General features: G+C 57.9%; 15 protein-coding genes, 1 pseudogene and 2 riboswitches. Of the genes and pseudogenes, 4 read left to right on the top strand and 12 right to left on the bottom strand.

All coding sequences use genetic code 11. The features are described 5' to 3' along the window. From ACR9YP_RS11845 to ACR9YP_RS11810, 8 genes are all read right to left on the bottom strand, one after another. The gene (locus ACR9YP_RS11845; RefSeq protein WP_474221050.1) at nt 1–1,113 is read right to left on the bottom strand and encodes an ABC transporter ATP-binding protein; all 1,113 of its coding nucleotides are present in this window, start codon (nt 1,111–1,113) and stop codon (nt 1–3) included. After that, nucleotides 1,113–1,940 carry an HAD-IIA family hydrolase gene (locus ACR9YP_RS11840; RefSeq protein ID WP_474219857.1) on the bottom strand — a complete coding sequence of 276 codons (828 nt, stop codon included), beginning with the start codon at nt 1,938–1,940 and terminating at the stop codon, nt 1,113–1,115. The genes ACR9YP_RS11845 and ACR9YP_RS11840 overlap by 1 nt, the downstream gene beginning before the upstream one ends. After that, nucleotides 1,933–2,703, bottom strand: a complete 771-nt coding sequence (locus tag ACR9YP_RS11835; RefSeq protein ID WP_474219856.1) for an SDR family NAD(P)-dependent oxidoreductase — start codon at nt 2,701–2,703, stop codon at nt 1,933–1,935. The genes ACR9YP_RS11840 and ACR9YP_RS11835 overlap by 8 nt, the downstream gene beginning before the upstream one ends. Then, nucleotides 2,700–3,623 carry a ribokinase gene (locus ACR9YP_RS11830; protein WP_474221048.1) on the bottom strand — a complete coding sequence of 308 codons (924 nt, stop codon included), beginning with the start codon at nt 3,621–3,623 and terminating at the stop codon, nt 2,700–2,702. Before ACR9YP_RS11830 ends, ACR9YP_RS11835 begins: the two co-directional genes overlap by 4 nt. Nucleotides 3,624–3,637: 14 nt before the next feature. Beyond that, complete coding sequence (locus tag ACR9YP_RS11825; RefSeq protein ID WP_474219854.1) at nt 3,638–4,498, bottom strand: carbohydrate ABC transporter permease; 861 nt, start codon at nt 4,496–4,498, stop codon at nt 3,638–3,640. 11 nt (nt 4,499–4,509) lie between these two features. After that, nucleotides 4,510–5,472 (bottom strand): carbohydrate ABC transporter permease, encoded by a 963-nt coding sequence (locus ACR9YP_RS11820; protein ID WP_474219852.1) that lies wholly within the window; start codon nt 5,470–5,472, stop codon nt 4,510–4,512. Between the two features lie 60 nt (nt 5,473–5,532). Beyond that, on the bottom strand, nt 5,533–6,912 hold the full coding sequence (locus ACR9YP_RS11815) for an ABC transporter substrate-binding protein (RefSeq protein ID WP_474219851.1): 1,380 nt from the start codon (nt 6,910–6,912) through the stop codon (nt 5,533–5,535). A gap of 438 nt (nt 6,913–7,350) precedes the next feature. Beyond that, nucleotides 7,351–8,031 (bottom strand): HAD family hydrolase, encoded by a 681-nt coding sequence (locus tag ACR9YP_RS11810; protein WP_474219849.1) that lies wholly within the window; start codon nt 8,029–8,031, stop codon nt 7,351–7,353. A gap of 688 nt (nt 8,032–8,719) precedes the next feature. Then, nucleotides 8,720–8,934, top strand: a riboswitch (cobalamin riboswitch). Between the two features lie 120 nt (nt 8,935–9,054). On the opposite strand from ACR9YP_RS11810, the gene ACR9YP_RS11805 reads away from it, so the two are divergent. Both ACR9YP_RS11805 and ACR9YP_RS11800 read left to right on the top strand, forming a co-directional pair. Then, the gene (locus ACR9YP_RS11805; RefSeq protein ID WP_474219848.1) at nt 9,055–11,943 is read left to right on the top strand and encodes a ribonucleoside-diphosphate reductase subunit alpha; all 2,889 of its coding nucleotides are present in this window, start codon (nt 9,055–9,057) and stop codon (nt 11,941–11,943) included. 10 nt (nt 11,944–11,953) lie between these two features. Then, entirely contained in the window at nt 11,954–13,111 is a 1,158-nt protein-coding gene (locus ACR9YP_RS11800) for a ribonucleotide-diphosphate reductase subunit beta (protein ID WP_474219847.1), read from the top strand. A gap of 157 nt (nt 13,112–13,268) precedes the next feature. On the opposite strand, the gene ACR9YP_RS11795 is transcribed toward ACR9YP_RS11800, so the two are convergent. The 3 genes from ACR9YP_RS11795 to ACR9YP_RS11785 form a co-directional block, all read right to left on the bottom strand. Continuing rightward, a complete protein-coding gene (locus ACR9YP_RS11795; RefSeq protein ID WP_474219846.1) occupies nt 13,269–14,666 on the bottom strand; it encodes an aspartate ammonia-lyase in 1,398 nt (465 codons plus the stop codon). Between the two features lie 195 nt (nt 14,667–14,861). Continuing rightward, a complete protein-coding gene (locus tag ACR9YP_RS11790; RefSeq protein WP_474219844.1) occupies nt 14,862–16,445 on the bottom strand; it encodes a carbohydrate porin in 1,584 nt (527 codons plus the stop codon). 872 nt (nt 16,446–17,317) lie between these two features. Beyond that, complete coding sequence (locus ACR9YP_RS11785) at nt 17,318–18,247, bottom strand: TauD/TfdA dioxygenase family protein (RefSeq protein WP_474219842.1); 930 nt, start codon at nt 18,245–18,247, stop codon at nt 17,318–17,320. A gap of 394 nt (nt 18,248–18,641) precedes the next feature. Next, nucleotides 18,642–18,866: riboswitch (cobalamin riboswitch) on the top strand. Nucleotides 18,867–18,972: 106 nt separating this feature from the next. Between ACR9YP_RS11785 and metE the strand changes: the two genes are divergently transcribed. Continuing rightward, entirely contained in the window at nt 18,973–21,300 is a 2,328-nt protein-coding gene (metE, locus tag ACR9YP_RS11780) for a 5-methyltetrahydropteroyltriglutamate--homocysteine S-methyltransferase (RefSeq protein WP_474219841.1), read from the top strand. Between the two features lie 541 nt (nt 21,301–21,841). Next, nucleotides 21,842–22,348 carry an avidin/streptavidin family protein gene (locus ACR9YP_RS11775; protein WP_474219840.1) on the top strand — a complete coding sequence of 169 codons (507 nt, stop codon included), beginning with the start codon at nt 21,842–21,844 and terminating at the stop codon, nt 22,346–22,348. Nucleotides 22,349–22,675: 327 nt separating this feature from the next. Here ACR9YP_RS11775 and ACR9YP_RS11770 read toward each other — a convergent pair. Then, nucleotides 22,676–23,841: pseudogene (locus ACR9YP_RS11770) on the bottom strand (MFS transporter). Nucleotides 23,842–24,138 lie beyond the last annotated feature (297 nt).

The raw sequence follows: 24,138 nt of genomic DNA, 5'->3' as shown, positions 1-24,138 counted from the left end.
CTAGCTCCAATTTGCAGGCGCGCGCAATCGTCGCAGCGCTTTTCCGTTCGTCGTGAAGAGGTGGCAGTTCGCAGGCGAAGCCGCAAGATGAACTCTGCCAGCCCTCTTCGGCGGCTCCACCGTTGGCGCTTTGGCAACGACCGTTTCCCTCCCGGCGTTGCCATAGATGTAGGTGACGCTGCCAAGATGCTCGATGAAATCGACATCGAGCTCGATTCCGATGTCGGTCTTCTCCGCCGCGGATGGAGAGAAATCATCCGGGCGAATCCCGAGCGTGATCGGTTTGCCGACAAGCAGTTGATCCGGATGGACGGGCACGCAGAGCGTCGCGCCCGCGTCGAGCCTGACGTCCATGCCCGTCTCGTGCGCCGCCTCGACGTGGCCATTGAGGAAATTCATCTTGGGCGAGCCAATGAATCCGGCTACGAAGCGAGATTCCGGATTGTGATAGAGATCGTGCGGGCTGCCCACTTGCTCGATATTGCCGTCCTTGAGCACGACGATCTTGTCAGCCATCGTCATGGCCTCGACCTGGTCGTGGGTCACGTAGATCATGGTATTTCCAAGCTGCTTGTGCAGTTTAGCAATCTGAACCCGCATTTGCACCCGCAATTCCGTGTCCAGATTCGACAGAGGCTCGTCGAATAGGAACACCTTGGGCTCGCGGACGATCGCGCGCCCGATCGCCACGCGCTGCCGCTGTCCGCCTGAGAGTTGTCGAGGCTTACGATCCAACAGATGATCGATCTGCAATAACGATGCAGTCTCGGCGACCCTGATATCGATCCCGGCCCTCGCCACTTTCGCCATCCGCAGAGGAAAGGCAAGGTTGTCTCGCACGGTCATGTGCGGGTAAAGAGCATAGCTCTGAAACACCATGCCGAGGTTCCGGTCAGCGGCATCAACATCGTTGACGACCTCGTTGTCAATCAGCAGCCGCCCTCCACTGATGCGCTCCAGTCCGCCGATCATTCGCAGGAGCGTCGATTTGCCAGATCCGGATGGCCCGACGAAGACGACGAATTCGCCGTGGTCGATCGTCAGGTCGATGTTACGCAGGACGTGGATGGTCCCATAGGCTTTATTCACTCCCTCCAGGCGAACATCGGCCATCATGCTCTCCTCTGTCTGGGGCTTTGAGCCAGCGCCGGCAACACCTTAATTTCTGCCAAGCTGGACACGACGAAATCCGGCGGCGCCAGAGATGGATCCTTGAGGGGCGGCACGCCGGTCGTGACCAACACGGTCGGAAGACCGGCTCGCTTACCAGCTTGAATATCGGTCGGAATCTGATCGCCGATCATCAGCGTGACGCTGCGAGCTGTTCCTAGGCGGGACAGTGCGGTTTCGATCATGTGTGGCTCGGGCTTACCAACGATTAAAGGTTTGACCTGCGTAGCCACAGCGACAGCAGTGATCGTTGCTCCTGCGCCCGGCTCGAAACCGCCTGCGGTGGGCAAAAGGAGATCGGGGTTGGTGCCGATGAATACTGCTCCATTCAAGATCGCATCGACAGCAATCCGCATCTTCTCATGGGTAATCTGACGGTCCAGCCCCATGACGACAGCTTCGGGCTTCCGATCGGTTATCTCGAACCCCGCGCCTGCCACTGCATCAACAAGGGACGGCGCGCCGATGACAAACACGCGCCTGAGATCCGGGTATTTAGTGCGAGCAAGCTCAGCGGCGGTGACGGCGCTGGTGACAACGTCTTTCGGCTCGATAATAAGCCCAAACCTCTCCAGCTTGCGGACGACCTCTTCCGGAGTGTGCGTCGAATTATTCGTCACGAAGCAGAACGGCCATCCGGCCGCCTGCCACTCTTTAAATGCCTGAATGGCCTCGCCGATCGCAGCGTTACCACGATAGACGACGCCATCCAGGTCCGAAATGATCCCTTCGATGGACGCCCAGTTAAGGTCAGAAGCGGTATTAGCCATTCATCAGCATCCCGCCGTTCACGTGCACGATCTGGCCGGTCATGTAGGACGCTGCAGGACTTGCGAGGAAGACTGCAAGCCCTGCGATATCCTCCGGCACGCCCACGCGCCCCAGCGGGATGCGGCCGCTGTGCCGGGCTTCGGTCTCCTCACGCGGACGGCCATGCATTGGCGTATCGATGATTCCGGGCGCGATTGCGTTCACATTGATCTTGAGGGGCGCGCATTCATAGGCAAGCAGCTTGGTGACGTCGTGAACGATCGCTTTCGATAGGCAATAGTCGGCGCCGCCGGCCTGGTAGTTGAACACTGCCCCCTGCGAAGACAGTGAGGAGCCAACGTTGACGATGCGACCGCCCTTGGTCTTCATGAAGCGTTCAATCACCAGCTTTGAGCAGCGCAAGACAGCGACCGAATTGATCTGAATCGTACGCTCAATTGTCTGCGCATTGCCATTGAGGAGCGGCTGGGCGGATTTAATGCCGGCGTTATTGACCAGCACGTCGAGCCGGCCAAAGCGTCTGGCAACCTCATCGAGAACCCTGGTGACATCTTCCTCGCGCGCGACGTCCATTGCCATCGGTAATGCGCCGTTACCATGTGGCAAGGCTGCCAAAGTGTCTTCGAGGTTTTCGAGGTTCGCATCGGTGGCAAGGACGTTCGCTCCTCCTGCCCGAAACGCATTCACAATGGCAGACCCGATGCCTCCACCGGCTCCGGTCACGAGCACCGTTCTGCCTGAAACTGAGAACTGTTCGGTCATTCCAACTCCAAGATCGTTTGGGACTTCAAAAACTCGTCAACGGCCTCTGCGCTCGGCATGGAGGTTTGAGCGCCGCGACGCGTCACACACAGGGCGCCCACCGCCAAAGCCCTTCTTACGGCTTCTCTCAAAGGCAAGCGCTGTGCCAGTGACGCGGCGAAAGCTCCGTTAAAGGCATCTCCTGCGGCCGTCGTATCGACGACCTTGACGGGAAAGGCACTCAGAGCAAAGGAGCGTGCGGCGTCAGCGTAATAAGCTCCTTGCGCCCCGAGGGTAATCAGCGCAGCCCGAGGTCCGAGCTCCAGAAGCTTCAGGGCGGCGCTGGCGGCGCTGTTGAAGTCGCAGACCTCGATCCCTGTTAACTCGAAAGCTTCTGTCTGGTTCGGTGTGACGAAATCAACGCTTTTCCACGCGGCTGATGAAAGCCCCGGCCTCACCGGCGCGGGATTGAAAATCAGTTCGAAACCCTTGTCGCGCTTCATCTCGAAGAGCCGATTGAGCGCTTCGATCGGCATGCCCATTTCAGCGACCACGATCGCATCGCGCTCTATGAACTCGGCCGCGCTCTCGACCATATCTGGCGTCACGTTCAGATTGGCGCCAGGGTCTATGACGATCATATTGGAGCCGTCATCACTGACCATGACCAGGGCTGAGCCCGAGACTTCCCCCGGCGACATCTTGATTGCGTCCGCGCGAACGCCGGCCTTCCGCAGCGACTGCAGCAAAAAGCGACCGGCATCATCATCGCCAAGACGCGTGTAGAAGTTTGGCTCGAGCCCAAGGCGGGCGGCCGCAACAGCCTGATTGGCGCCCTTACCTCCAGCGTAGCGGATCAGCGTGCCCATCACGCTTTCACCTGGCGTTGGAAGCCGGTCGACCTGGAAGCATAGATCGAGATTCGTCGTTCCAAAGAACATCAATGGCCTGGCACTCATTTTACGGCACCAAAGGTAAGGCCACGTTCGAGGTGACGCTGTCCGATGACGATTAGAATGACGGGAATGATCATCGTCACAACCAGCCCTGCGGCCATGACGGGATAGAACTGCACGCCGGGATTGAGCAGCTTGAGAAGAGCGACGGTCACCGGCGCCTTGGTCGAACTGAGGATCAGACCGAGGGCGAAATTGTGCCAGGCCAGCAAGAAGATGAGCAATGAGGCGCCGATCAGGCCCGGCTTCAAAAGCGGCAGCACGATGTGCCACACGACCCTTGCTGGCTTGGCGCCATCCATGGCGGCCGCCTCCTCGATGTCCTTCGGGATGTCTTCGATATAGGAGCGACTCAGCCAAACGATCATCGGCAATGTGACGACCTGGTAGACCCAGATCATGCCGATATAGGTGTCATATAATCCAATCGCCTGGAAAACACTGAAAAGCGGGATGACCACTAGAAGGACGGGGGCGAAACGGAAACCCAAAATGAAGAAGGCAATGTCTTCCTTGAAAGGTACGTCCCGCCTCGCCAGCACGTAACCGGCCGGCACTCCCACAGCCAAGGAAAGGACGACAGAGCCGAGTGCTATGAGGACGCTGTTCACGATCGGCGTCAAAAAGTCGACTTTGATCGTTCCATAGCTCGTTGCTCCTGCCTGGGCGACATCAAATAGGACGCGGAAGTTTTCCAGTGTCGGCGAAAACAGGAAGGTCGGCGGCCAGGCCATGACCTCTGCTTGCTGCTTCAGCGACATCATCAGGATCCAGATAAGCGGAAAGGCGAGAATCAACGTACAAACGCCGACGAGCAGGTTGAAGACCAGGTTTGCGAGGGTCGAGCGATTGAAGCGCATGGGCGACCTCTTCAGCTGACGCGCCGCCGAACGAAGCGCCACAACTTGACCATGGCGAAGGCTCCGACCAGCACGATCATCCAATTTACGACCATAAGGGCGGCACCACGTCCAAAGGCGAGATTTTGGAATGCGGTAATGTAGGCGCGCACCGAAAGTACGGAGGTGCTATTCCCAGGCCCGCCCTGCGTGGTTCCGAAAACAATGTCGAACTGATTGAGGGATTCGATCAGGCGAAACAACGCGGCAATCAGAATGTACGGACCAATCAGCGGCAGCTCGATATGAACAAATGTCGCCCATCCCTTCGCACCATTGACGCGGGCTGCCTCCCTCACCTCATCATCGATGCCCTGAAGGCCAGCGAAGATAATTAGTGCGAAGAACGGCGTATAGGTCCATACATCGATGAGGACCAAGGAGAACATCGCGGTGTTCGGATCCGAAATCCACGCAAATCGGCTGATGCCGGCAAGGGACAATAAGTAGTTCATGATCCCGTTTTGCGGATCCATCATTGTCGTCCACATCAGCGCTACGCTCATCGGGGGCAGAACGAGCGGCAAGAGAATGACGGGGCGCATCACACGCGCTAGGAAAACTTCAGTTGCGAACAGCTTGGCAAGTGCGAGACCGAACGCAGCCTCTGCAATGACCGCCGATCCGGCGTAGACCAGAGTGCCCCGGATGCTGTTCCAGAAATCATCGGTCTTGATCAGCGTTGCGTAGTTGTTGAGGCCAATGAAGTGAACCAGCGGCCGACCGAACTTGAGGTCAGTCAGCGACTGAAATACGCCATAGAAGAACAGGAGAAGAAATCCGAGCAGTATGGCGATCGCTGGAGCAATCGCGGCAATACTCCACCAGTCAACACGCACCGGCGCGGCGTTCTTGACCAGATCATCTTTTGACGAGGTCAGTTGACTGGCCGAAGACTGCAGCGTCACGGTTGCGTCGAATCCTCGAAGGTCCATTTCACTATTCTCTAACATGCAAAGGGGCGGCAGCTCGATCTGCCGCCGCCCCTTTTACCTTCACATGGACGAACGGATTTCCGAGGCGAGGTCGGATAGCGTTGCCTTGACGTCAGCTCCATTGACCATTTTCTGCATGGCCACGGCCCAGGCATTCATTGCTTCGGCAAAGCCGACGCGGGCTGTAAAGGCCAGCTGCGCCCTGTCTTGCACGGCCCTGAACGCTTCGACGAAATTGTTGAATTCAGGCTTTGCCGCGTATTCAAGCCAAGCCTTGTCGCTCCACGTCGAGGAACGCGGAGAGTTGACGAGCTTGCCGGCTACAGCGCCGTTCAGCTCGACCTGCTTTGAAGTTGCCCACTGGATGAACAGCCAGGCTGCACCCTTCTTCCGGGAAGCAGCGTTCATCGCAAGAGACCAGATCCAGATGTTGGATTCAAAATTCTTGCTGTTCGGAGCCCGCAACGGAGGCGCGAATGCGATCTTGCCTGAGGCGGGCTTGCCAGCCACATCATTCCAAAAGCCAAACATGTTAGAGTCGATCGCCATCGCGGTGCGTCCTGAATTGATGCCATCGACGACCTGGTACCAGTTGTCGTTGGCGAAGGACGGAGCTGCGCATTTCTTGATCATGTCCACATAGTCCTTGTGGAACGCGATCGACTCCGGTGAGTCCAGGCCTGTGTCGAGCTTTCCGTCCTTGACGATGAAATCATGCACGCCGTAGGACCTGGCAATCGAGATCGCAGCGGTGTGAATGCTGCTCCAAAACCGCACACCGCGTACGCCCAAAGGTGTGATCGCGGGGTCCGCAGCCTTGAGTTTCTCGCACGCGAGGGACATCTGCGGCGGAGTCGTTGGAACCGTGACGCCATGCTTCTCGAGGATGTCTTTGCGGTAGAACAGCTGAATATTCTCAAAGCCGTGTGGGATGGCCCACACCTGCCCGCTTCCCGGCTCGATCTGCCCTTCCTTGACCTTCCAGGTCAGTGCATCCCGCAATGCAGGGAAGAAATCTTTGTAGTCGTAGCCGGCCGCGGTGAGTTTCGGATCGTTCAGATAACGGTCGAGTGGCTCGAGCAATTGGCCTGGCGCAAGATCCCAGGCCGGTTGAATGCCCGTGCCTACGACGTCCCAGCTCGGCGATTTTGTGCTGAGCTGGATGGTCAGCTTATTCCAATAGGCATCGTCCGGATAAAGCTCGGGTGTCACCTTGATGCCGGTGAGTTTCTCGAATTCCGGCAACTGGGCTGCGACCGCATCGGCATAGGGATGAATGTCGTAGGCCCAGACGATCGAAGTGCCCTCGAACTGGCGCCAGTTGATGTCGTCCGCCTTGGCTTGGCTGATGACTGTTCCGGCCAGAAGCGTGGAGCAGATAAGAGCCTTTTTGACAAAATTGGCCGAATGGCCGCGCAAAACGGCGAGCGTCCTTGGCATGATTCCCTCCGACATGGGCTCTTTGGCCCGCAAACCACGCGCCCCTCCTCTTGCAGAGGCCGCAGTAAGTGAAAGCTAGCCGCCGTTCTCAACCGTAAGCGGCCTTTCCAGACGAAGGTTGGGTAAGTTTGGGTAATGTGAGAATGGTTTGCGAACGACGTCTTGGATCGGTAGGCGCGGCTTTAGCGGCTCGCAATGCCGGCCCTCACAATAGCGAACCGTCTGAGCGGCAAACCGGGATTCTTCGCAGCCTGAATAGTCCAAGGGCGCGAACCCGCGCAGCTCTACCGCAAGGAAAACGGCAGAATGGTTAAATTCCATTCGTGGCCACTACAATAAACGCGAGAGCCTATGGCCGCCGGTCGAGGTATTCTCAGCCTAGCTGAGGCACATGCGTGATCGCTGCAGCAGGACGTCGCATCTTCGTTCTTATATCGTTTATGCATCCCGGAAAAAGCCGTGCCCCTGCAAGATCGGCAACAGCTCGTGGTGACTGCGAATGATGTAGTCCGGTTTTGCTGCCTGCAATCGCGAATCGGAGACAAATCCGCCGGTAATGGATACGCTTATGAGCCCGAGGTCGCGAGCAATATTCGTTTCGACTGGCATATCGCCGATGATGAAGGTCGCCTGTGGCTTCAGGTCGTTCTCTTGCATATAGCGACGAAGCCGCTCACCTTTGCTCGTTGACTTGAACTGCGCCGCGCGGCTTTCAAAAGCGATCACCTCGTTAATGTAGTCATTGATTCCAAGCCTTCGCAATTGCGATTGGAGAGGCTCGACGACATGGTTGCTTACGATGATGGACGAAGCGTCTCGCTCGCGCGCCATTTCCAGAATTCTACGAGCGCCCTCGCGCAGGTCAGCTTTGCTCGCAAACTGTTCGTAGGTGTCGTGAAACATTGCACCCGCATCTCGATCTACGTCGGCAATTTCCGATTCCGACATTCCCAGACTGCGATACAGGATAGAAAGTGGGACGTCGCAATGGTTCCGAAACGTATCCATATCGATAGTTGTGCGGCCGAAGCGATCCAGTATTGCATTTGTCGTCTGCAGTAGCATGTGCGCATCGTCGAGCAGCGTGCCGTTCCAGTCAAAGACAAGAATAGGTTTCATGATTCGACCTTAAGCAGGGATGGATCGGCGCATGGAAAAGATCCGCCATTGAATCGCGGTTTTGCCTTCTGCGGTTCGCATCTCGACGTGGACGATGAGAGATCGATGCCATCATGCCCGCACAGTCACGACGACACGGGAATTAGCAAGCGCAGATGGGGTGCGGGTTAAAGGCGAAGGAAACGCGCCGGCAACGTCCGACATGCTAATCTTCTTGTTGAGGAGCCCAGCGTCGGAGGGAGAATAAGTTCGGCCTAGGCTACGTGAACACATCGTCTGACAATCTCAAGCAAGCGTCGTACCAGTGCATAAACGAAGTGACTCGACCCATCTCACCGGTCATCACCTGAAAAACACGACAGGCTTGTGAAGCAGCAGTGATCTCTCGTCGAAGTCGCAACACATTGTCTGGAACGCGACATTGGTACTAATTAGCCAGGCTTTGGCGGTTCGTGGTTATCCCGACCCTACGGAGTCCTCCCAAACTTCGCTGTAAGCTTGGAGAGGAGAGAGCCAATTCGTGGCCGAGTTGCAACGCGGCTGCGCAAGCCTGGCCGCTCTCTCGGTATCGAATGAGAACGCCCATCGGATCAGGAGGTCAGAAGCAGGCGCCCGTGAGATTTCAGCATTCCACGAGCAAGTCCGCGCCGGCACCTTCATCAGGTGTTGACAGCGCGTCCCGGACATCACTAGATATAGGCGTCACGGTTCTACTGAATCGCAAGATTTAGTGGCTAAGAGGGAAGCCGGTGAGCTGCGCCTTGTGCGCGGAATTCCGGCGCTGCCCCCGCAACTGTCAGCAGCGAGCTACTTCCGAACGACGTCACTGGTGCGACTGCGCCGGGAAGACAGGAAGTGCAACGACCTGCAAGCCAGGAAACCTGCCGTGACGGTCAGAACGTCCACGGGCGGGGTGTCCCGGCGGTCGCTTGCATGCACCGTCCGGCAACTCCACTGCCGGCGTTTCTGCAGCGCCCTCCCTACAGCCCCGTTCAAACACAACACGCATCACGGGGCCTATTGATGTCACTGAACCTGCACGACGCGGACAATGCGTCCGCTCCCATTATCCAGTCGCGTCCTCAATCGCTCGCGCCAAGCGAGCCGACCATGCAGATCATCCGCCGTAACGGCAAGGTGACCACGTTTGACTCCGCCAAGATTGCGGTGGCCATGACCAAGGCCTTTCTGGCCGTCGAAGGCACCACGGCGGCCGCCTCGCGTCGCGTGCATGAGAGCGTCGAGCAATTGACCGCCGAGGTCGTCGCAGCGCTGATGCGGCGCGCGGGCGAAGGACGCACCTTCCACATCGAGGATGTGCAGGATCAGGTCGAACTCGCCTTGATGCGTAGTGAGAACCACAAGGTTGCGCGCGCCTATGTGTTGTATCGCGAAGAGCGCGCGCGTCAGCGCGCCGAGGACGCAGCCGCGCAGCCGACGCCCGCCGGCGCTCCGGCCCTTCACGTCACGTTGGCGGATGGTTCACGTGTCGGGCTGGATACCAACCGCCTTGCGCTTATCATTGGCGAAGCCTGCGCCGGCCTCGATGGAGTCTCTGTCGAGCCCGTGCTGGCCGAGACCGCCCGCAATCTGTACGACGGTATCAGCCAGGACGAGCTGGCGCTGGCTTCGATCATGGCAGCGCGCACGCTAGTCGAGCACGAGCCAAATTATGCTTACGTCAGCGCGCGCTTGCTGCTTGACAAGCTCCGCGGCGAGGTGCTCTCGCACGTCTATGGCGTTGCGACGTCGGCCTCGCAGGCCGACATGGCGACACGCTATGCTGAATACTTTCCGGCCTATGTGAAGGTCGGGATCGCCGCCGAGCTGCTCGATCCAGAACTCGCCCGCTTCGATCTCCAGAGCATCGCCGCAGCGCTGAAGCCGGAACGGGACCTGAACTTCCAGTTTCTCGGCCTTCAGACGCTTTACGACCGCTATTTCCTGCATCAGCACGGCAAACGGATCGAGCTGCCGCAGGCCTTCTTCATGCGGGTTGCGATGGGGCTGGCGCTGCGCGAGATCGATCGCGAGGCAAAGGCGATCGAGTTCTACGATCTCTTGTCTTCGTTCGACTTCATGGCCTCGACACCCACGCTGTTCAACTCCGGCACGCTGCGTCCGCAGTTGTCGTCCTGCTTCCTCACCACGGTCTGCGATGACCTCGACGGCATTTTCAAGTCGATCAAGGACAATGCGCTGCTCGCCAAATATTCGGGTGGCCTCGGCAATGACTGGACGCCAGTTCGCGGGTTAGGCGCTCACATCAAGGGCACCAATGGCGAGAGCCAGGGTATCATCCCGTTCCTCAAAGTCGCCAACGACACCGCGATCGCCGTCAACCAGGGTGGAAAGCGCAAGGGCGCCGTCTGCGCTTACCTTGAGACCTGGCACGTCGACATCGAGGAATTCCTCGACCTTCGCAAGAACACCGGCGACGACCGCCGCCGCACCCACGACATGAACACTGCCAACTGGGTGCCGGACCTATTCATGCAGCGCGTCGATGCCGACGGCGAGTGGACGCTATTCTCGCCGGACGAGACGCCAGACCTGCATGATCTCTACGGCGAGGCATTCAGGACGGCGTACGAAGCCTATGAAGCCAAAGCCAAGGCCGGTGGCATGCGGCTCTTCAAGACGGTACGGGCCAGCGACCTCTGGCGTCGCATGCTGACCATGCTATTCGAGACCGGCCATCCCTGGATTGCTTTCAAAGATCCTTGCAACCTCCGCTCGCCACAGCGCCACATGGGCGTGATCCATTCCTCGAATCTCTGTACCGAGATCACGCTGAACACTTCGGCCGACGAAGTCGCCGTTTGCAATCTCGGCTCCGTCAATGTGCTTAATCATGTCGGCCCCGACGGCATCGACCAGCCCAAGCTGAAGCGGACGGTGACGACCGCCGTGCGGATGCTCGACAACGTCATCGACATCAATTTCTACACCATTCCGGAGGCGCGCCGCTCCAACATGCGCCACCGGCCGGTCGGTCTCGGCCTGATGGGCTTCCAGGAGGCGCTTCAGGTCCAGCGCATCCCGATCGCGTCGGATAGGGCGGTCACGTTCGCGGATATCAGCATGGAGGCAATGTCCTTCCACGCCATCGAGGCGTCGTCCGATCTCGCGACCGAGCGCGGACGCTACCCGAGCTTCGAGGGCTCACTCTGGTCGAAAGGTATTTTGCCGCTCGACTCTATCCAACTGCTGAACGATGCACGCGGTGGACTCGATGTCGACCGCTCCTCGACGCTGGACTGGGAGCGCCTGCGCAAGAAGGTCGTCGCTGGCGGCATGCGCAATTCCAACGTCATGGCAATCGCGCCGACGGCGACGATCTCCAACATCTGCGGCGTGTCGCAGTCGATCGAGCCAAACTATCAAAACCTCTTCGTCAAATCGAACATGTCCGGGGAGTTCACGGTCGTGAACGAGCTTCTGGTCCGCGATCTCAAAGCCCGCGGCCTGTGGGATGAGGTGATGGTCTCCGACCTGAAATATTTCGACGGCAGCGTCGGCCGGATCGATCGGGTGCCCGACGATCTCAAGCATCTCTATGCGACAGCCTTCGAGGTCGACAGCTCCTGGCTGATCGAAGCGGCTGCGCGCCGGCAAAAATGGATCGACCAGTCGCAGTCGCTCAACCTCTACATCGCCAATCCATCTGGCAAGAAACTCGATGCACTTTACCGCTTGGCTTGGCGCCGTGGATTGAAGACGACCTACTATCTGCGATCTCACAGTGCCACCCACGTCGAAAAATCGACCCTGAAGGGCACTGACGGCAAGCTCAATGCCGTGTCCGCCTCGGCCGCGATCTCGTACGCGCCGATCGTGGTCCCCGAGCCGGACTTCGACGGCATGAAAGCCTGCCGGATCACCGATCCCGAATGCGAAACCTGCCAGTAAGGAGATGACGATGCTCGATTGGTCCAATACCGAAACGATCGCTGCGGCGGCTCCCGCCGTCTCAAGCCTCACCACCACGCGGCCTCCACAGAATCGGCTCAAGCACGAGCCGGCCAATCCGACCGGCCTCGGCGAGATTGACCGTGCTGGCGGCCGCGTGTCGGTCGATGAGAAGCGGATGATCAACTGCCGCGCAGACGTCAACCAGCTCCTGCCGCTGAAGTACAAATGGGCCTGGGAGAAATATCTCTCTGCTTGCAACAATCACTGGATGCCGACCGAAGTCTCGATGCAGTCTGATATCGCTTTGTGGAAGTCGCGCAACGGGCTGACGGAGGATGAGCGGCGCATGATAAAGCGCAATCTCGGCTTCTTCGCCGCTTCGGAATCGCTCGTCGCCAACAACATCGTGCTGGCAATCTACCGTCACCTCACCAACCCCGAGTGTCGGCAGTACCTCTTGCGGCAGGCGTTCGAGGAGGCGGTCCACACCCACACCTTCCAGTACATCGTCGATAGCCTTGGCCTGGACGAGGGTGAGCTGTTCAACATGTACCGCGAGATACCCTCGATCACCGACAAGGCGGCTTGGGCGCTCAAGCACACGCAGCACCTCGGCGACCCGTCGTTCGAGACCGGGACGCCGGACAATGGCCGCGCCTTCCTGCGCGATCTCGTTGCCTTCTACGTCGTGTTCGAAGGCATGTGGTTCTACACCGGATTTGCTCAGATTCTGTCGCTTGGCCGCCGCAACAAGATGGTCGGCATCGCCGAACAGTATCAGTACATCCTGCGCGACGAGAGCATTCACCTGAATTTCGGTATAGATGTCATCAACCAGATCAAGATCGAGAATCCGCACCTATGGACACCCGCATTACAGGATGAGGTCCGCGGCATGCTTCGTGACGCAACTGAGCTCGAAGCCGCTTACGGGCGCGATACGATGCCGCGTGGGTTCCTTGGCCTGAATTCGGCTCTCTGTGAGCAGTACATGCACTTCATCGCGAACCGGCGCTGCGCGCAGCTCGGACTTTCGCCTGTATTCGCCGAAGTCGAGAACCCGTTCCCCTGGATGTCGGAGACGATGGACCTGAAGAAAGAGAAGAACTTCTTCGAAACCCGCGTCATCGAATATCAGAACGGAGGCGCATTGAACTGGGAATGACCTGCGGCATGGCGATCGCCGGCGAAGACCTCGCAACGGTTTGCGAGGTCGTTCAGCGCTTGATGCGCGCATTGCAAAAGCGAAAGCTTTGCAGAAGAACGTCCTCCAACGATCCCCGCTCTCAGACTTCGTGTCCTGTCGCTTTGGCGGATCTGATTCACTCGGCCGGCGATACATCGGCAGCGCGGCGCATAAGTGAGTGCACGTCGTTCTGCCCCAGCAATCCACGCTCGATGGCGATCTCGAGAAACGATCGATGTTCATCATGCGCTGCCCGCACGATTGCGGCCACATTTGCGTAGCCGAACTCGGGTACCAGCGCTGCTGCTAGCCCGGACGACGCGAGCAGATTCTGCTGGCACCGCTCCTCATCTACTGTGAGCGAGCGCACACACCGCTCGCGCAAGATGATCGCTGAACGTTGGAGAAGAATCATAGAATCGATCAGGCGATCGCAGACGAGCATGCCATAGCAATTGATCTCCAGCAGTCCTTGTTGGCAGGCCATTGCTACGGCCGCATCGTTTCCGGAGATGGCAAACGCCGCTTGGCAGACCGCTATTGGAACAACTGGATTCACCTTGCCGGGCATAATGGAAGATCCAGCCTGGATCGCAGGCAACGCCATCTCTCCGACAGCACCGACAGGGCCTGACGAGAGCACAATGAGATCGTTGGCTATCTTCCAGAGGGAGTTTGCGGAATTTCGGACTTCGGCTGATAACCGGGCACACGCATCTAAGTTCTGCATCCCGTCGAATGGATCGGCCGCTGGTTTGATCTCCTGGCCAATTAGAGCTGACAAATGCTGGAAAACCGCCCGTTTGTAGCCCGGTCTCGAGTTTAATCCGGTGCCAACCGCAGTACCGCCCAGCGGAACGACCAATAATTGGCGCCGCAACTGCTCGAGATACCTGGCATGACGTTCGAGGACCGCCTGATATCCCCCGAATGTCTGACCGAACAACATCGGAACGGCATCCTGCAAACATGTCCGACCAAGCCGTAGGGTTTGGGAATGCTGTATCTTCTTCTCCGAGAAGGCGGCGGCCAGTTGCATCAAGGCAAGCGAAGTCCCCTCTGACACCCGAAAAACCGCAAGCTTTATGGCTGTCGGAATCACGTCGTTGGTAGATTGACCGAGATTGACGTGATCATTTGGATGGACGAAGGTGTAGTCACCGGCTGGCTTTCCGGCCAGCCGTGCGGCCAGATTTGCGATCACCTCATTGAGGTTCATGTTCGACGATGTGCCGCCCGAGCCTTCGAGCACATCGACAATGAGGTGAACATCGTACTTTCCGGTGCGGATCTCTTGGCACGCCTCAACGATAGCTTCCGCTTTCTGCGCTGACAGCGCGCCGATCTCGAGATTGGCGAGCGCCGCGGCTTCTTTTATCATGACCAATGCGGGGACAAACTCAGGCAGCGCAGCGATCGTGCGGCCCGTTAGTGGGAAATTCTCCAAAGCCCGAACAGTATTGATGCCGTACAGTGCGTCCGCAGGCAGCTCTTTCTTACCGAGAATATCTTCCTCGGTTCGCATTTGGACCATGACAATAACTTTCTAGTGTTTCTACGACCCTCGATATTGCGACGAGGCGGCAAGTTCGACCCAATTCGAGCAATGCCGCTAGTTTGCAAGCTACGATCCAGCGCTAGTGCGGCGGCCTCACGCGAGCCGGCTGCGATGTTCGCCCGAGCATCAGGGACGACGCGGGCTTCCAAGCTCCGCATCTCGATTTTTTGCTTAGAAGAATACCGACGTGGACACCAGCAAGTTCAACGCATGTCCTGTTTTGGGTGTGTATGTGATGCTTGTCGGGTTGTTGATGTATGTCAGTCCTACGCTTGAATAGATCCCGGGCGCGAGATGCGCGGTGTATGTTCCCGAAATCGCCGTACTGTCGCGATGAACAAGATGGCCCTTACCCATGGCAGCATCCACTGCAACGTTGCTCCACGCAGTGTTGGTGGCAACGAGGGCAATCTGGTCGCGTGGACGGCTGTCTAATAAGCCCTTGGCATAAAGACGGAGCTCGTAATATTGGCTCACTCTGTTCAAGTCCGGCGGCGCGTACATCACAGAGAATCCTGCATAGATGCCACGCGCGGCCGAACCCTGAAGGTCGGACTGCCAGAGTTGCCTGTCGGCTGCGACGTAATAGATGCTATTCGCGTTGGCTCTCGGTCGCGCCGGATAGCGCAAGTCGGTGTAGCTGCTATTGTTGAAACCGGCGCCTACCCGCAACCAAGTTTCGGGCAAGCCTGGTGCAGCTTTGTTCTTGTAGCCAGCTTCGTCGAGGAAAAGAACGCCCGAGTTTGCCGTGCTCCAGTCTAATCCGGTCGGATTTTCGGTAATGTGTGCAAATTGACCGTCTGGACTGAGTGAGCGCTGTATTGACGTCCTATTGTAGAAGCGTTCATCGAAATTGTACTTCAGATTGAGAGCCGGCGTCGGCGCAGCATTATTGCTCATGCCTGCCTGGTACAGGATATTGGACGAAGCCCCAAAAACGTTTACTGCTGCGTTCCCTCCGACCACGGTACCTACGAACTCATTTATGTTTCTGAGATAGCCCATTTTGAGTTCGAGCTTCCCGCCAAAAAGCGTCTGATAGTAGGCAATCGTATTGATCCCCGCTCTATCTGGTCCCCCGGGCTTCCAGGTCCAATACTGCTGCTGCGCTCCTACGATGATCTGACCATCGGGAATCCCAAATCGACTGAGATCGTACGTCGCGATCATGAAGTTTAGAGTATTAAATGTGGGGTTCTGACCAGCATATAGCTGATCGCGGATGGTGCTCCTCGCGGCATTCGGCAGTTGATTGGCCACAAAGGTGTTTACTGTCCCGCCAATATAGCCGATCCCGACTTCTGCCAGCGCAGATCTAACACCGCCGTAGTTCTGATCTATCGTATCGGCTGGACCAGGAATACTGAGCCACATACCTTTTTCGCGGAGGCCCTCGAACTTTGCAAATGACTCGACTTTCTGTTGAGTTCTGTTCTTTGCAACTAAGCCCGCACTGTCCCGCTTTGCTGCAAATGCATTGGCAGTTTGAGTCAGGGCCTCGCTAGCACTGAGATGGACTGGTTGTTGAGACCGAGAGCTTCGGGGGAGCGTAGCCGGGCGGCTCTTCTTCTGAATTGCTGCTCGGGTCATCTTATTGGAAATGCCGCTTTGCGGGCCAGGCAAGCTGGCATCTTGTGCCAGCGCCGCCACCCCAACGGGGCTCGCAGCGAGGGACAGTGCGACAGCAATCCATCTTTGTGCGCGGGATTCCTGAAGTTTCTTTTGCAGCGCGATAGCCGCGACGAGCCGAAACAATTGACCCGCGCCAAGCGCTGAGTTCTTTGAGGGCTGAGCGCTCGAGGACCGCGCGGGACAGTTTGCTACAGACGTCGCTGAGGCGTGAGGGATCCCAGTAGGAGTAGGCCTGATAACTGCGGATGGCGAGACAGCAGATCCATCACGCCTGCCGGCGTCGTCAGATCCATATTGCATCCCGCTTTCCCTAACATATAAGGCCGACCTTCGTTGTCCACGATTGCCATGTGTCCGACATCCGCATCAATTGCTAGGGTTGGTAGGTGACGCGAGCCGCAGCGCATTGCTTCCCGATTCGCGCCCTCACGTCCGATGGGACGAGATAAAATGGCGCTCGTTTCTCCAGGCCCGGCGCCTCGCGACGAATGCGAGGACCGGGACAGGGATTCAGCTACAGATTGGAGGGACGCCCGCAGCGTTCTTGCCATCCTCGTTACGAAAATTGAGACGATATCGTATGCTTGAAGAGGATGGCGTCTGCCTCACAGCGGGTCTCTTAAAGACGGAAAGTCACGCAAGATGAACAAAACGTGCCGTTGTGACTCCGAAGGCTTCGACGGAGCTCGGCGACAATCGAGATCATTGCGGATGAGCAACGAGACAGTGAGACTGGCGCAATGGTTGCGCGCAAACTACTTGGAGCTTTTCTTCGAACGTCGCGCGCTTTTACCGAGCGCGCGGACCCCACATTGTCGGAGAGGAGCCGAAGTTACGGCCCAGCTGCTTAAATGAAATTGGTCCACCGCCGCGCAGCAGCTGAACTCGATGTGGCGTCTCTCAGGGTAGATGCTGCTCGGATTTTATCCGAGTACTCGCAGCGCGACACTCATGTTTCAATGTGCTGCGAAGCAGGTGCCGGTCTTGTGAACCCGCTAGGCGACCTTCGCGGCGGGTTCCTTGGGAGCTTTTACGCGTGTCACGCTGCTCTTTCCGTCGATGCTGACGGGGACTTCGCCGACGACGGTTGCGCGACGAACGAGGCGATGCTGGTCGCCATAGTCGTTCACCGCATAATGTTGCGTGGCGCGATTGTCCCAGATCGCGACATCGCCTTCCTTCCAGCGCCACCGCACGGTGTTCTCGAGCGCCGCGATATGAGATTGAAACAGATCAAACAGCTTCTGGCCGTCGTATTTCGGAAGACCAACGAAATTTTGCACCAGAGCGCCGAGCACTAGCGCGCGTTCGCCGGTCTCGGGATGCACGCGCACGACAGGATGCTCAGTCTGATAGATTGTTCTAGTGAAGATTTCGTCCAAATGCTTTTTGTCGAGCTCGCTGACGCGGGCCAATATTGCATAGTCGAAGGCGTTGCTGTGAACGGCCCAGAGCTTGTCTGCAAGCCGCTGCAGCGGCGGTGCGAGGTCGAGATACGCCGTAACGGTGTTTGACCAGACCGTATCGCCACCGAATGGCGGCATCACGAGGCTTCGTAGGACCGCAATCTTGGGGTAGGCATCGACGAAGGTTCCATCCGTGTGCCACAAGTCGGCCCGGCTCCCGGCGCGCGCCGAATCAAGCTCGATGATCGACGCCGTGCCTTTGATTGCACCGAGCGTCGGATGAGGTGCCAGCTTCCCGAAACGAAGGGCAAAGCGCTCTTGCTCCGCATCGTCGAGATGCCCCTGGTCGCGAAAGAAGATGACCTTGTGCTCCAATAGCAATTCATTGATCGAGCGGATCGTCTGCTCCGGCAAGTCGCCCGATAGCTTGACGTTCCGGATTTCCGCGCCGATGCGGGCTGCGCATTTGACGATGTCGCCGCGAGGAGCGTCACTATCCGACAAGATCGTAGCAGTCATAGCTCCAACTCTCGAATTTGGCGGTTTCCGTTAAACTCGACTAGAGCTGACGAACCTCAAGTGCCGACCGCATCGCGGGATCCGTCGGAGTCCCGGTGACAGCGTCGGGTTCCTGCTTGCGCTCCTAAAGCGGCCTCGGACTTGTTGGTGCGGCTCCGCTACGGTCTTTGATCTAAGAGTTGACGAGATCTGTCAGATTGACAATTGCCAGCACTGGTAGTTGACCGGTGTGGAAGCTTAAGCGATCGATGTTACGCCACTGCCGAATCAAACGCGCTTAGAGCTTCACACCAACATTGTTCGGTGACCTCAATGCCTCATGGGTAAGACCGTCAGGCTTGCCGGGATGCCGCAGCAAAGACGATCTCAGGGTTGACGTATTGGTTCTGTTGCAGATAATCGGAGGCGTCGAGGTTCTCCAGGTCTTGTTTGATCCGGAGCTAAGAGGGAAGCCGGTGCGCTCTCGATCCGTTCAGGATTGAAGCAATGCCGGCGCTGCCCCCGCAACTGTAAGCGGCGAGCCCGCATCCAAACGTGTCACTGAAGCAGAAGCTTCGGGAAGGCCGGATGCAGGCGATGACCCGCGAGCCAGGAGACCTGCCCCGACAACTTATTCGTCCACGGGCGGGGTGTCCGGTGGTACGCCTAGTAGCGGGTCCCGCTTTCGTGGCCTCCTGCCTGCGTTTCCGCCATGGCCTTTGCCCGCACACAATGGGGTTAAAGCTATGTCTCTTCTCTCACTTCCTGTCGCAACCCTCGGCACGCCGCGTATCGGACCGCGCCGTGAGCTCAAGCTGGCGCTCGAAAGCTACTGGGCTGGCAACATCACCAACTCGCAGCTTCTTGAAGCGGCGGCCGCTCTACGCGTTGCCAACTGGGCGCGTCAAAAGTCGCTGGGCGTCACCGTTATCCCGTCAAATGATTTTTCACTCTATGACCAGGTTCTCGATACGAGCGTCATGGTGGGCGCCATTCCTGAGGCGTATGGCTGGGATGGCGGTCCGGTCTCGCTGAAGACCTATTTCGCCATGGCAAGAGGCTCGCAAGACAGGGAACACGACGCGAGCTGCGGTCACGCGCAAGGTCACGGCGCCGCTGCGCAGGAGATGACTAAGTGGTTCGACACCAACTACCACTACATGGTGCCCGAATTCCATAAAGGACAGACCTTTAGGCTCTCCTCCCGTAAACCGATCGAGGAATATGAGGAGGCCAAAGCCCTTGGCTATCAAACGCGTCCTGTCTTGGTAGGACCGGTCACCTTCCTAAAGCTCGGCAAGAGTGCCGATCCGACGTTTGATCCGATTTCGCTGCTCGAGAGCCTCGTGCCCGTCTATGTCGAGGTTCTCAAGGAGCTTGCGAAACGGGGAGCCGAGTGGGTCCAGCTTGACGAGCCCTATCTGGTGCTTGATCTCGATGAGACTACGCGGAATGCGCTCCAGCGTGCTTATGGGCGTCTCGCTGAGGAGGTGCCTGGCATCAAGATCATGCTTGCAACTTATTTCGGAGCGATCGACGCCAATCTGGCGACCACTCTAGGACTGCCCGTGGCCGGACTGCACGTCGATCTGGTTCGCGCTCCCCAACAACTGAGCCAAATTGAAGTTGGCGCTCATGCCGACCTCGTGATTTCGCTCGGCGTCATCGACGGCCGCAACGTGTGGCGCTCGAACCTGTCGGCACTGGTTGAGCGGCTCAAGCCCGTCATTGCAAAGTTCGGCAAGCATCGCGTGCAGCTCGCACCCTCCTGCTCGCTCCTGCATGTCCCAATCGACGTTCAGCTCGAGACCGATCTCGATTCGGAGGTGAAGAGGTGGCTTGCCTTCTCGGTCCAGAAGATCGACGAGCTCACGATCCTGGCGAGAGCGCTTGCGAGCGACGGAAACGCCATTGCCGCGCTTTCCGAATCAGCCCTTGCAGCGAAGGCTCGACGGACATCGCCGAAGATCCATGACAGGGCCGTCGCCGAGCGGACGGCGGCGATTGACGAGACTATGTGCCGCCGCAAGAACGCTTTTGCGAGCCGTGCCGAGGTTCAGCGCAAGCGTCTCGGCCTGCCGCTTTTTCCGACGACCACAATCGGGTCGTTCCCACAGACCCCCGAGGTACGTAACGCCCGCGCCGCGCGTGCCCAGGGAGAGTTGACAAAGGCCGAATATGAACAATTCCTGAAGGAGGAAACGGCTCGCGCGGTCCTCTGGCAGGAAGAGATTGGGCTGGACGTTCTTGTCCACGGCGAGTTCGAGCGCAACGACATGGTCCAGTATTTCGCTGAGCAGCTCTCCGGCTTCGTGTTCACTAAGCACGGCTGGGTGCAGTCTTACGGCTCACGTTACGTTCGTCCGCCGATTCTGTTCGGCGATGTCTCGCGGCCGAAGCCGATGACCGTCGAATGGTGGCGCTACGCGCAGTCGCTAACCAGAAAGCCGATGAAGGCCATGCTTACGGGGCCGGTGACCATCCTGAATTGGTCGTTTGTCCGTGACGATATTCAGCGCAGCCAGACCTGCCGTCAGATCGCGCTCGCGATCCGAGACGAGGTCGCCGAACTGGAAAAGGCCGGCGCAACCATGATCCAAATCGATGAGGCCGCGCTCCGCGAAGGTTTGCCCCTCCGCCGCTCCGATTGGAAGTCTTATCTCGACTGGGCAGTGGAGAGCTTCCGCCTCTGTTCCTCCGGTGTTGCCGATGCGACGCAGATCCATACCCACATGTGCTACTCGGAGTTCAACGCCATCATCGATGCAATTGCCGCAATGGACGCGGATGTCATCTCGATCGAAACGTCCCGTTCTAAGATGGAGCTGCTCGATGCATTCACTGCCTTCAAATACCCAAACGACATCGGCCCTGGCGTCTATGACATCCACTCGCCGCGCGTTCCCGAAGTTGCTGAAATAGAGGATCTCATCGCGCGGGCCCGCCAACGGCTGGAGGACTTACAGCTCTGGATCAATCCGGATTGCGGCCTAAAGACCCGCAAGTGGACCGAAGTCCGTCCGTCGCTCATCAACATGGTTGCGGCGGCCCGCGAAATGCGCAAGGCGTCCTGATGTCAGGGTGAGCTCGCGATTAGAACCGGTTTGTTTAACGAAGCTTCCCAATGCATTTCTGGATCGAATGCCCTCTACGGCGCCGGGTGGGCCGGCGCCGAACAGGTTAATGTCGCGCAGGGCACGGCCGGCAGCATCCGGGTCTGCGAATGATCATACAAATCGAAGCGCCACGAGCGTCAGTTTCCATTTCACGCAAGGCACAACGAGCCGCATTTGGACTGGGTTTCCCTTCCGCGGTGTCCACATGTACCTAGACAGACGCGGGATCCTGAAACGATGGACATGAAGACTGACGACCGGAGGCCCCTGTCAGCGTTTGATGGCGCAGAGCTAACAACAGCTCAAGCAGGACCGGCCCGGTCGCGAATCGGCTGCTCGCGTCTGAATGACCGCACCACCCTGCCCTGCAGAGTTGGCACTAGGCATCAATCACATTTCAACCTGATAGCGCTATCACGACATAAACACTCGTTTAAATTGATCACCGAGGGCCTTATAACGAAGTACGCTCCGCTACCGGAGCGATATGGAGTTGGAAATGTCTGAAGCAAAGTGGAAATTGACGAGTTGTATGAGTGCAGCCTGTCTAGGTCTACTCCTAGCGGCGCCTGCAGCGGCGCAACCGATCTGGACCTGGACCAACCAATACGGCTCAACCCTAGCGGTCGACAATTATAATCCAAACACAGGCGCGATTTCCGGCACTTACACGAACAATGCGAGCAATAGCTGCGATGAAGGTACCCCTCAGGCGTTGACGGGCTGGCTCGCGCAGACCAATAGTGGCGCGGCGATCAGCTTTTCGGTGAATTTTGTGGGCTGCGGATCGACCACGGTATGGACTGGGCAGTTGAACGCTGCATCGGGATTTCAGGGACTCTGGCTACTTTCACTCGCCGAACCGGTGGCATGGAATGGCATCAGCGCCGGCGCGGACACTTTCACCTTTGCAAGCGGCGACAAATCGAAACTGCCTTCCCCTAGCGGAGAGACTGCCAAGAGCGGCCCAGGCGAGAAGCTCTCGAATACAAAGAACCGCAAATGACATGACCTGCGCGCGGCGGGCAGGAACGGCATCGCGCCAATCTTTTATCCCGCCTTTATCATGCGCCGAAGCCCAAAAGCTGATTTGATGCCGACCTCGAGATCGATCCTTGCCGAGCCTGAACGGCCGACATGTTCAGGCTCGGTTTTATCGTTGGAAGTCTGGGCAGGCTAACGTATCGGTGGGCAAAGTTTCGAATAGGCCTGTTTTGCGCACATTGTCAGGATTGAGTTGCCCCTTAGGCCGATTTTACCGCGATCTCCTTTAGCAAGGTCCGCTCCAAAAGGCGCGGCCTTGCGGACAGTCCTTACCCCGAGGGTGCCCTGCTTAGGCGGTTCTGACAGGAATGTCATCATTATGCGTACCCAGGAGTTTGAGACTGCCGGCGATGCCCGTTGCAAAAACTAGAATGATTGCCATCCCGATCATGCCAGTTTCAAAGGATCCCGTCCTGTCCTTAAGGAAGCCCATCATGTACGGGCCGACGAACGCGCCGAAGGCACCAATGGAATTGATAAATGCGATGCCTCCGGCCGCAGCAGGACCGGCAAGGAAACTTTGCGGGATCGTGTAAAGGACTGTGCGCGCGGAAATCGTGCCGATCAGAGCAAGTGTCATGCATGTGAGCGCCGGTACGAGCGACGTAAGCACTACCGAAAAGAGAAGTCCGGTGGCGCCAAGCATCAATGCGGCGATCAGATTGTAGATCTTTTGCCCCTTGCGATCGACAAGGCGTGCCCAGAGCAACATGCCTATTGTCACAAAGAAATAGGGCATGGCCGAGAGCCAGCCAACCTGCATGTTGTTCAAGTTGTGGCTCTTTAAGATCAGAGGAGGCCAGATACCAATCCCATAGGAGCTGATCGTGAAAGCGAGACTGATGCTCGTCAACATTACCACGCGGACGTCCTTCATCGCGGCCCACAGATCCTTTCTGACTTTATCGTGCTCTTCCCTAGCGAGCTCATCCAGCAACGCTTCGCGCTCTCGGGGCGTCAGCCACGCTGCTTTGTCCGGCGTGTCGGCTAGCAGAACGAGGCATAGGACGCCGAGCAGACAGGCCGGAAGACCTTCGATCAGGAACATCCATTGCCAGCCGGCCAGCCGCCAAACCCCATCCATTGCTAACAAAGAAGCCGATAGCGGATTGCCGATCAAAGAAGACAACGGTGTTGCAGCCATGAACCAGGCGAGGACGCCTGTTCGCGATCGCGGCGGAAACCAGATGGAGATGTACCATATGACGCCGGGAAAAAAGCCTGATTCGAAAGCACCCAGAAGAAAGGTATCGCATAGAAGCTGTATGGTCCAACAGCGAACGCCGTCGCCGCGGCCGCAAGGCCCCAGGTCATCATGATGCGAGCCAGCCAGCGGCGCGCACCGAAACGATACATCATCATGTTGCTGGGCACTTCCAGCAGGCAATAACTAAAGAAGAGGATTCCGGCGCCCCAGCCGAATTGTGCGGCACTTAAGCCAATGGCTTCGTTCATCTGCAACGCGGCGATGCCGACACTGGTCCAGTCGAGGTTGTTGAAGAAATAAGCGACGCCCAAAAGCGGCACGAGCCGCCGCGTATTCTTGGCGACAGCGCTCGCGACCAAGCCAGACCTCAGCTTGTCGTCGGCAGCATGACACTGGGCAGCAACCACGTCCAACAATTCGGTCTGCTCCTAAACACGTCGCTGCCCACCCGCACATTTTGCTCAAGCCTTGGAGCTGCGCGGCGGCATTAGGCCGATGAGCCGAGGTCCGATCTCACCTTCAAAGATCGACAGCACTCTACTCGT

This window comes from Bradyrhizobium sp. BR14999 (assembly GCF_056106085.1).
The sequence above is the reverse complement of the archived record's forward strand: the minus strand, read 5'-3'. Positions and strand labels throughout refer to the sequence as shown.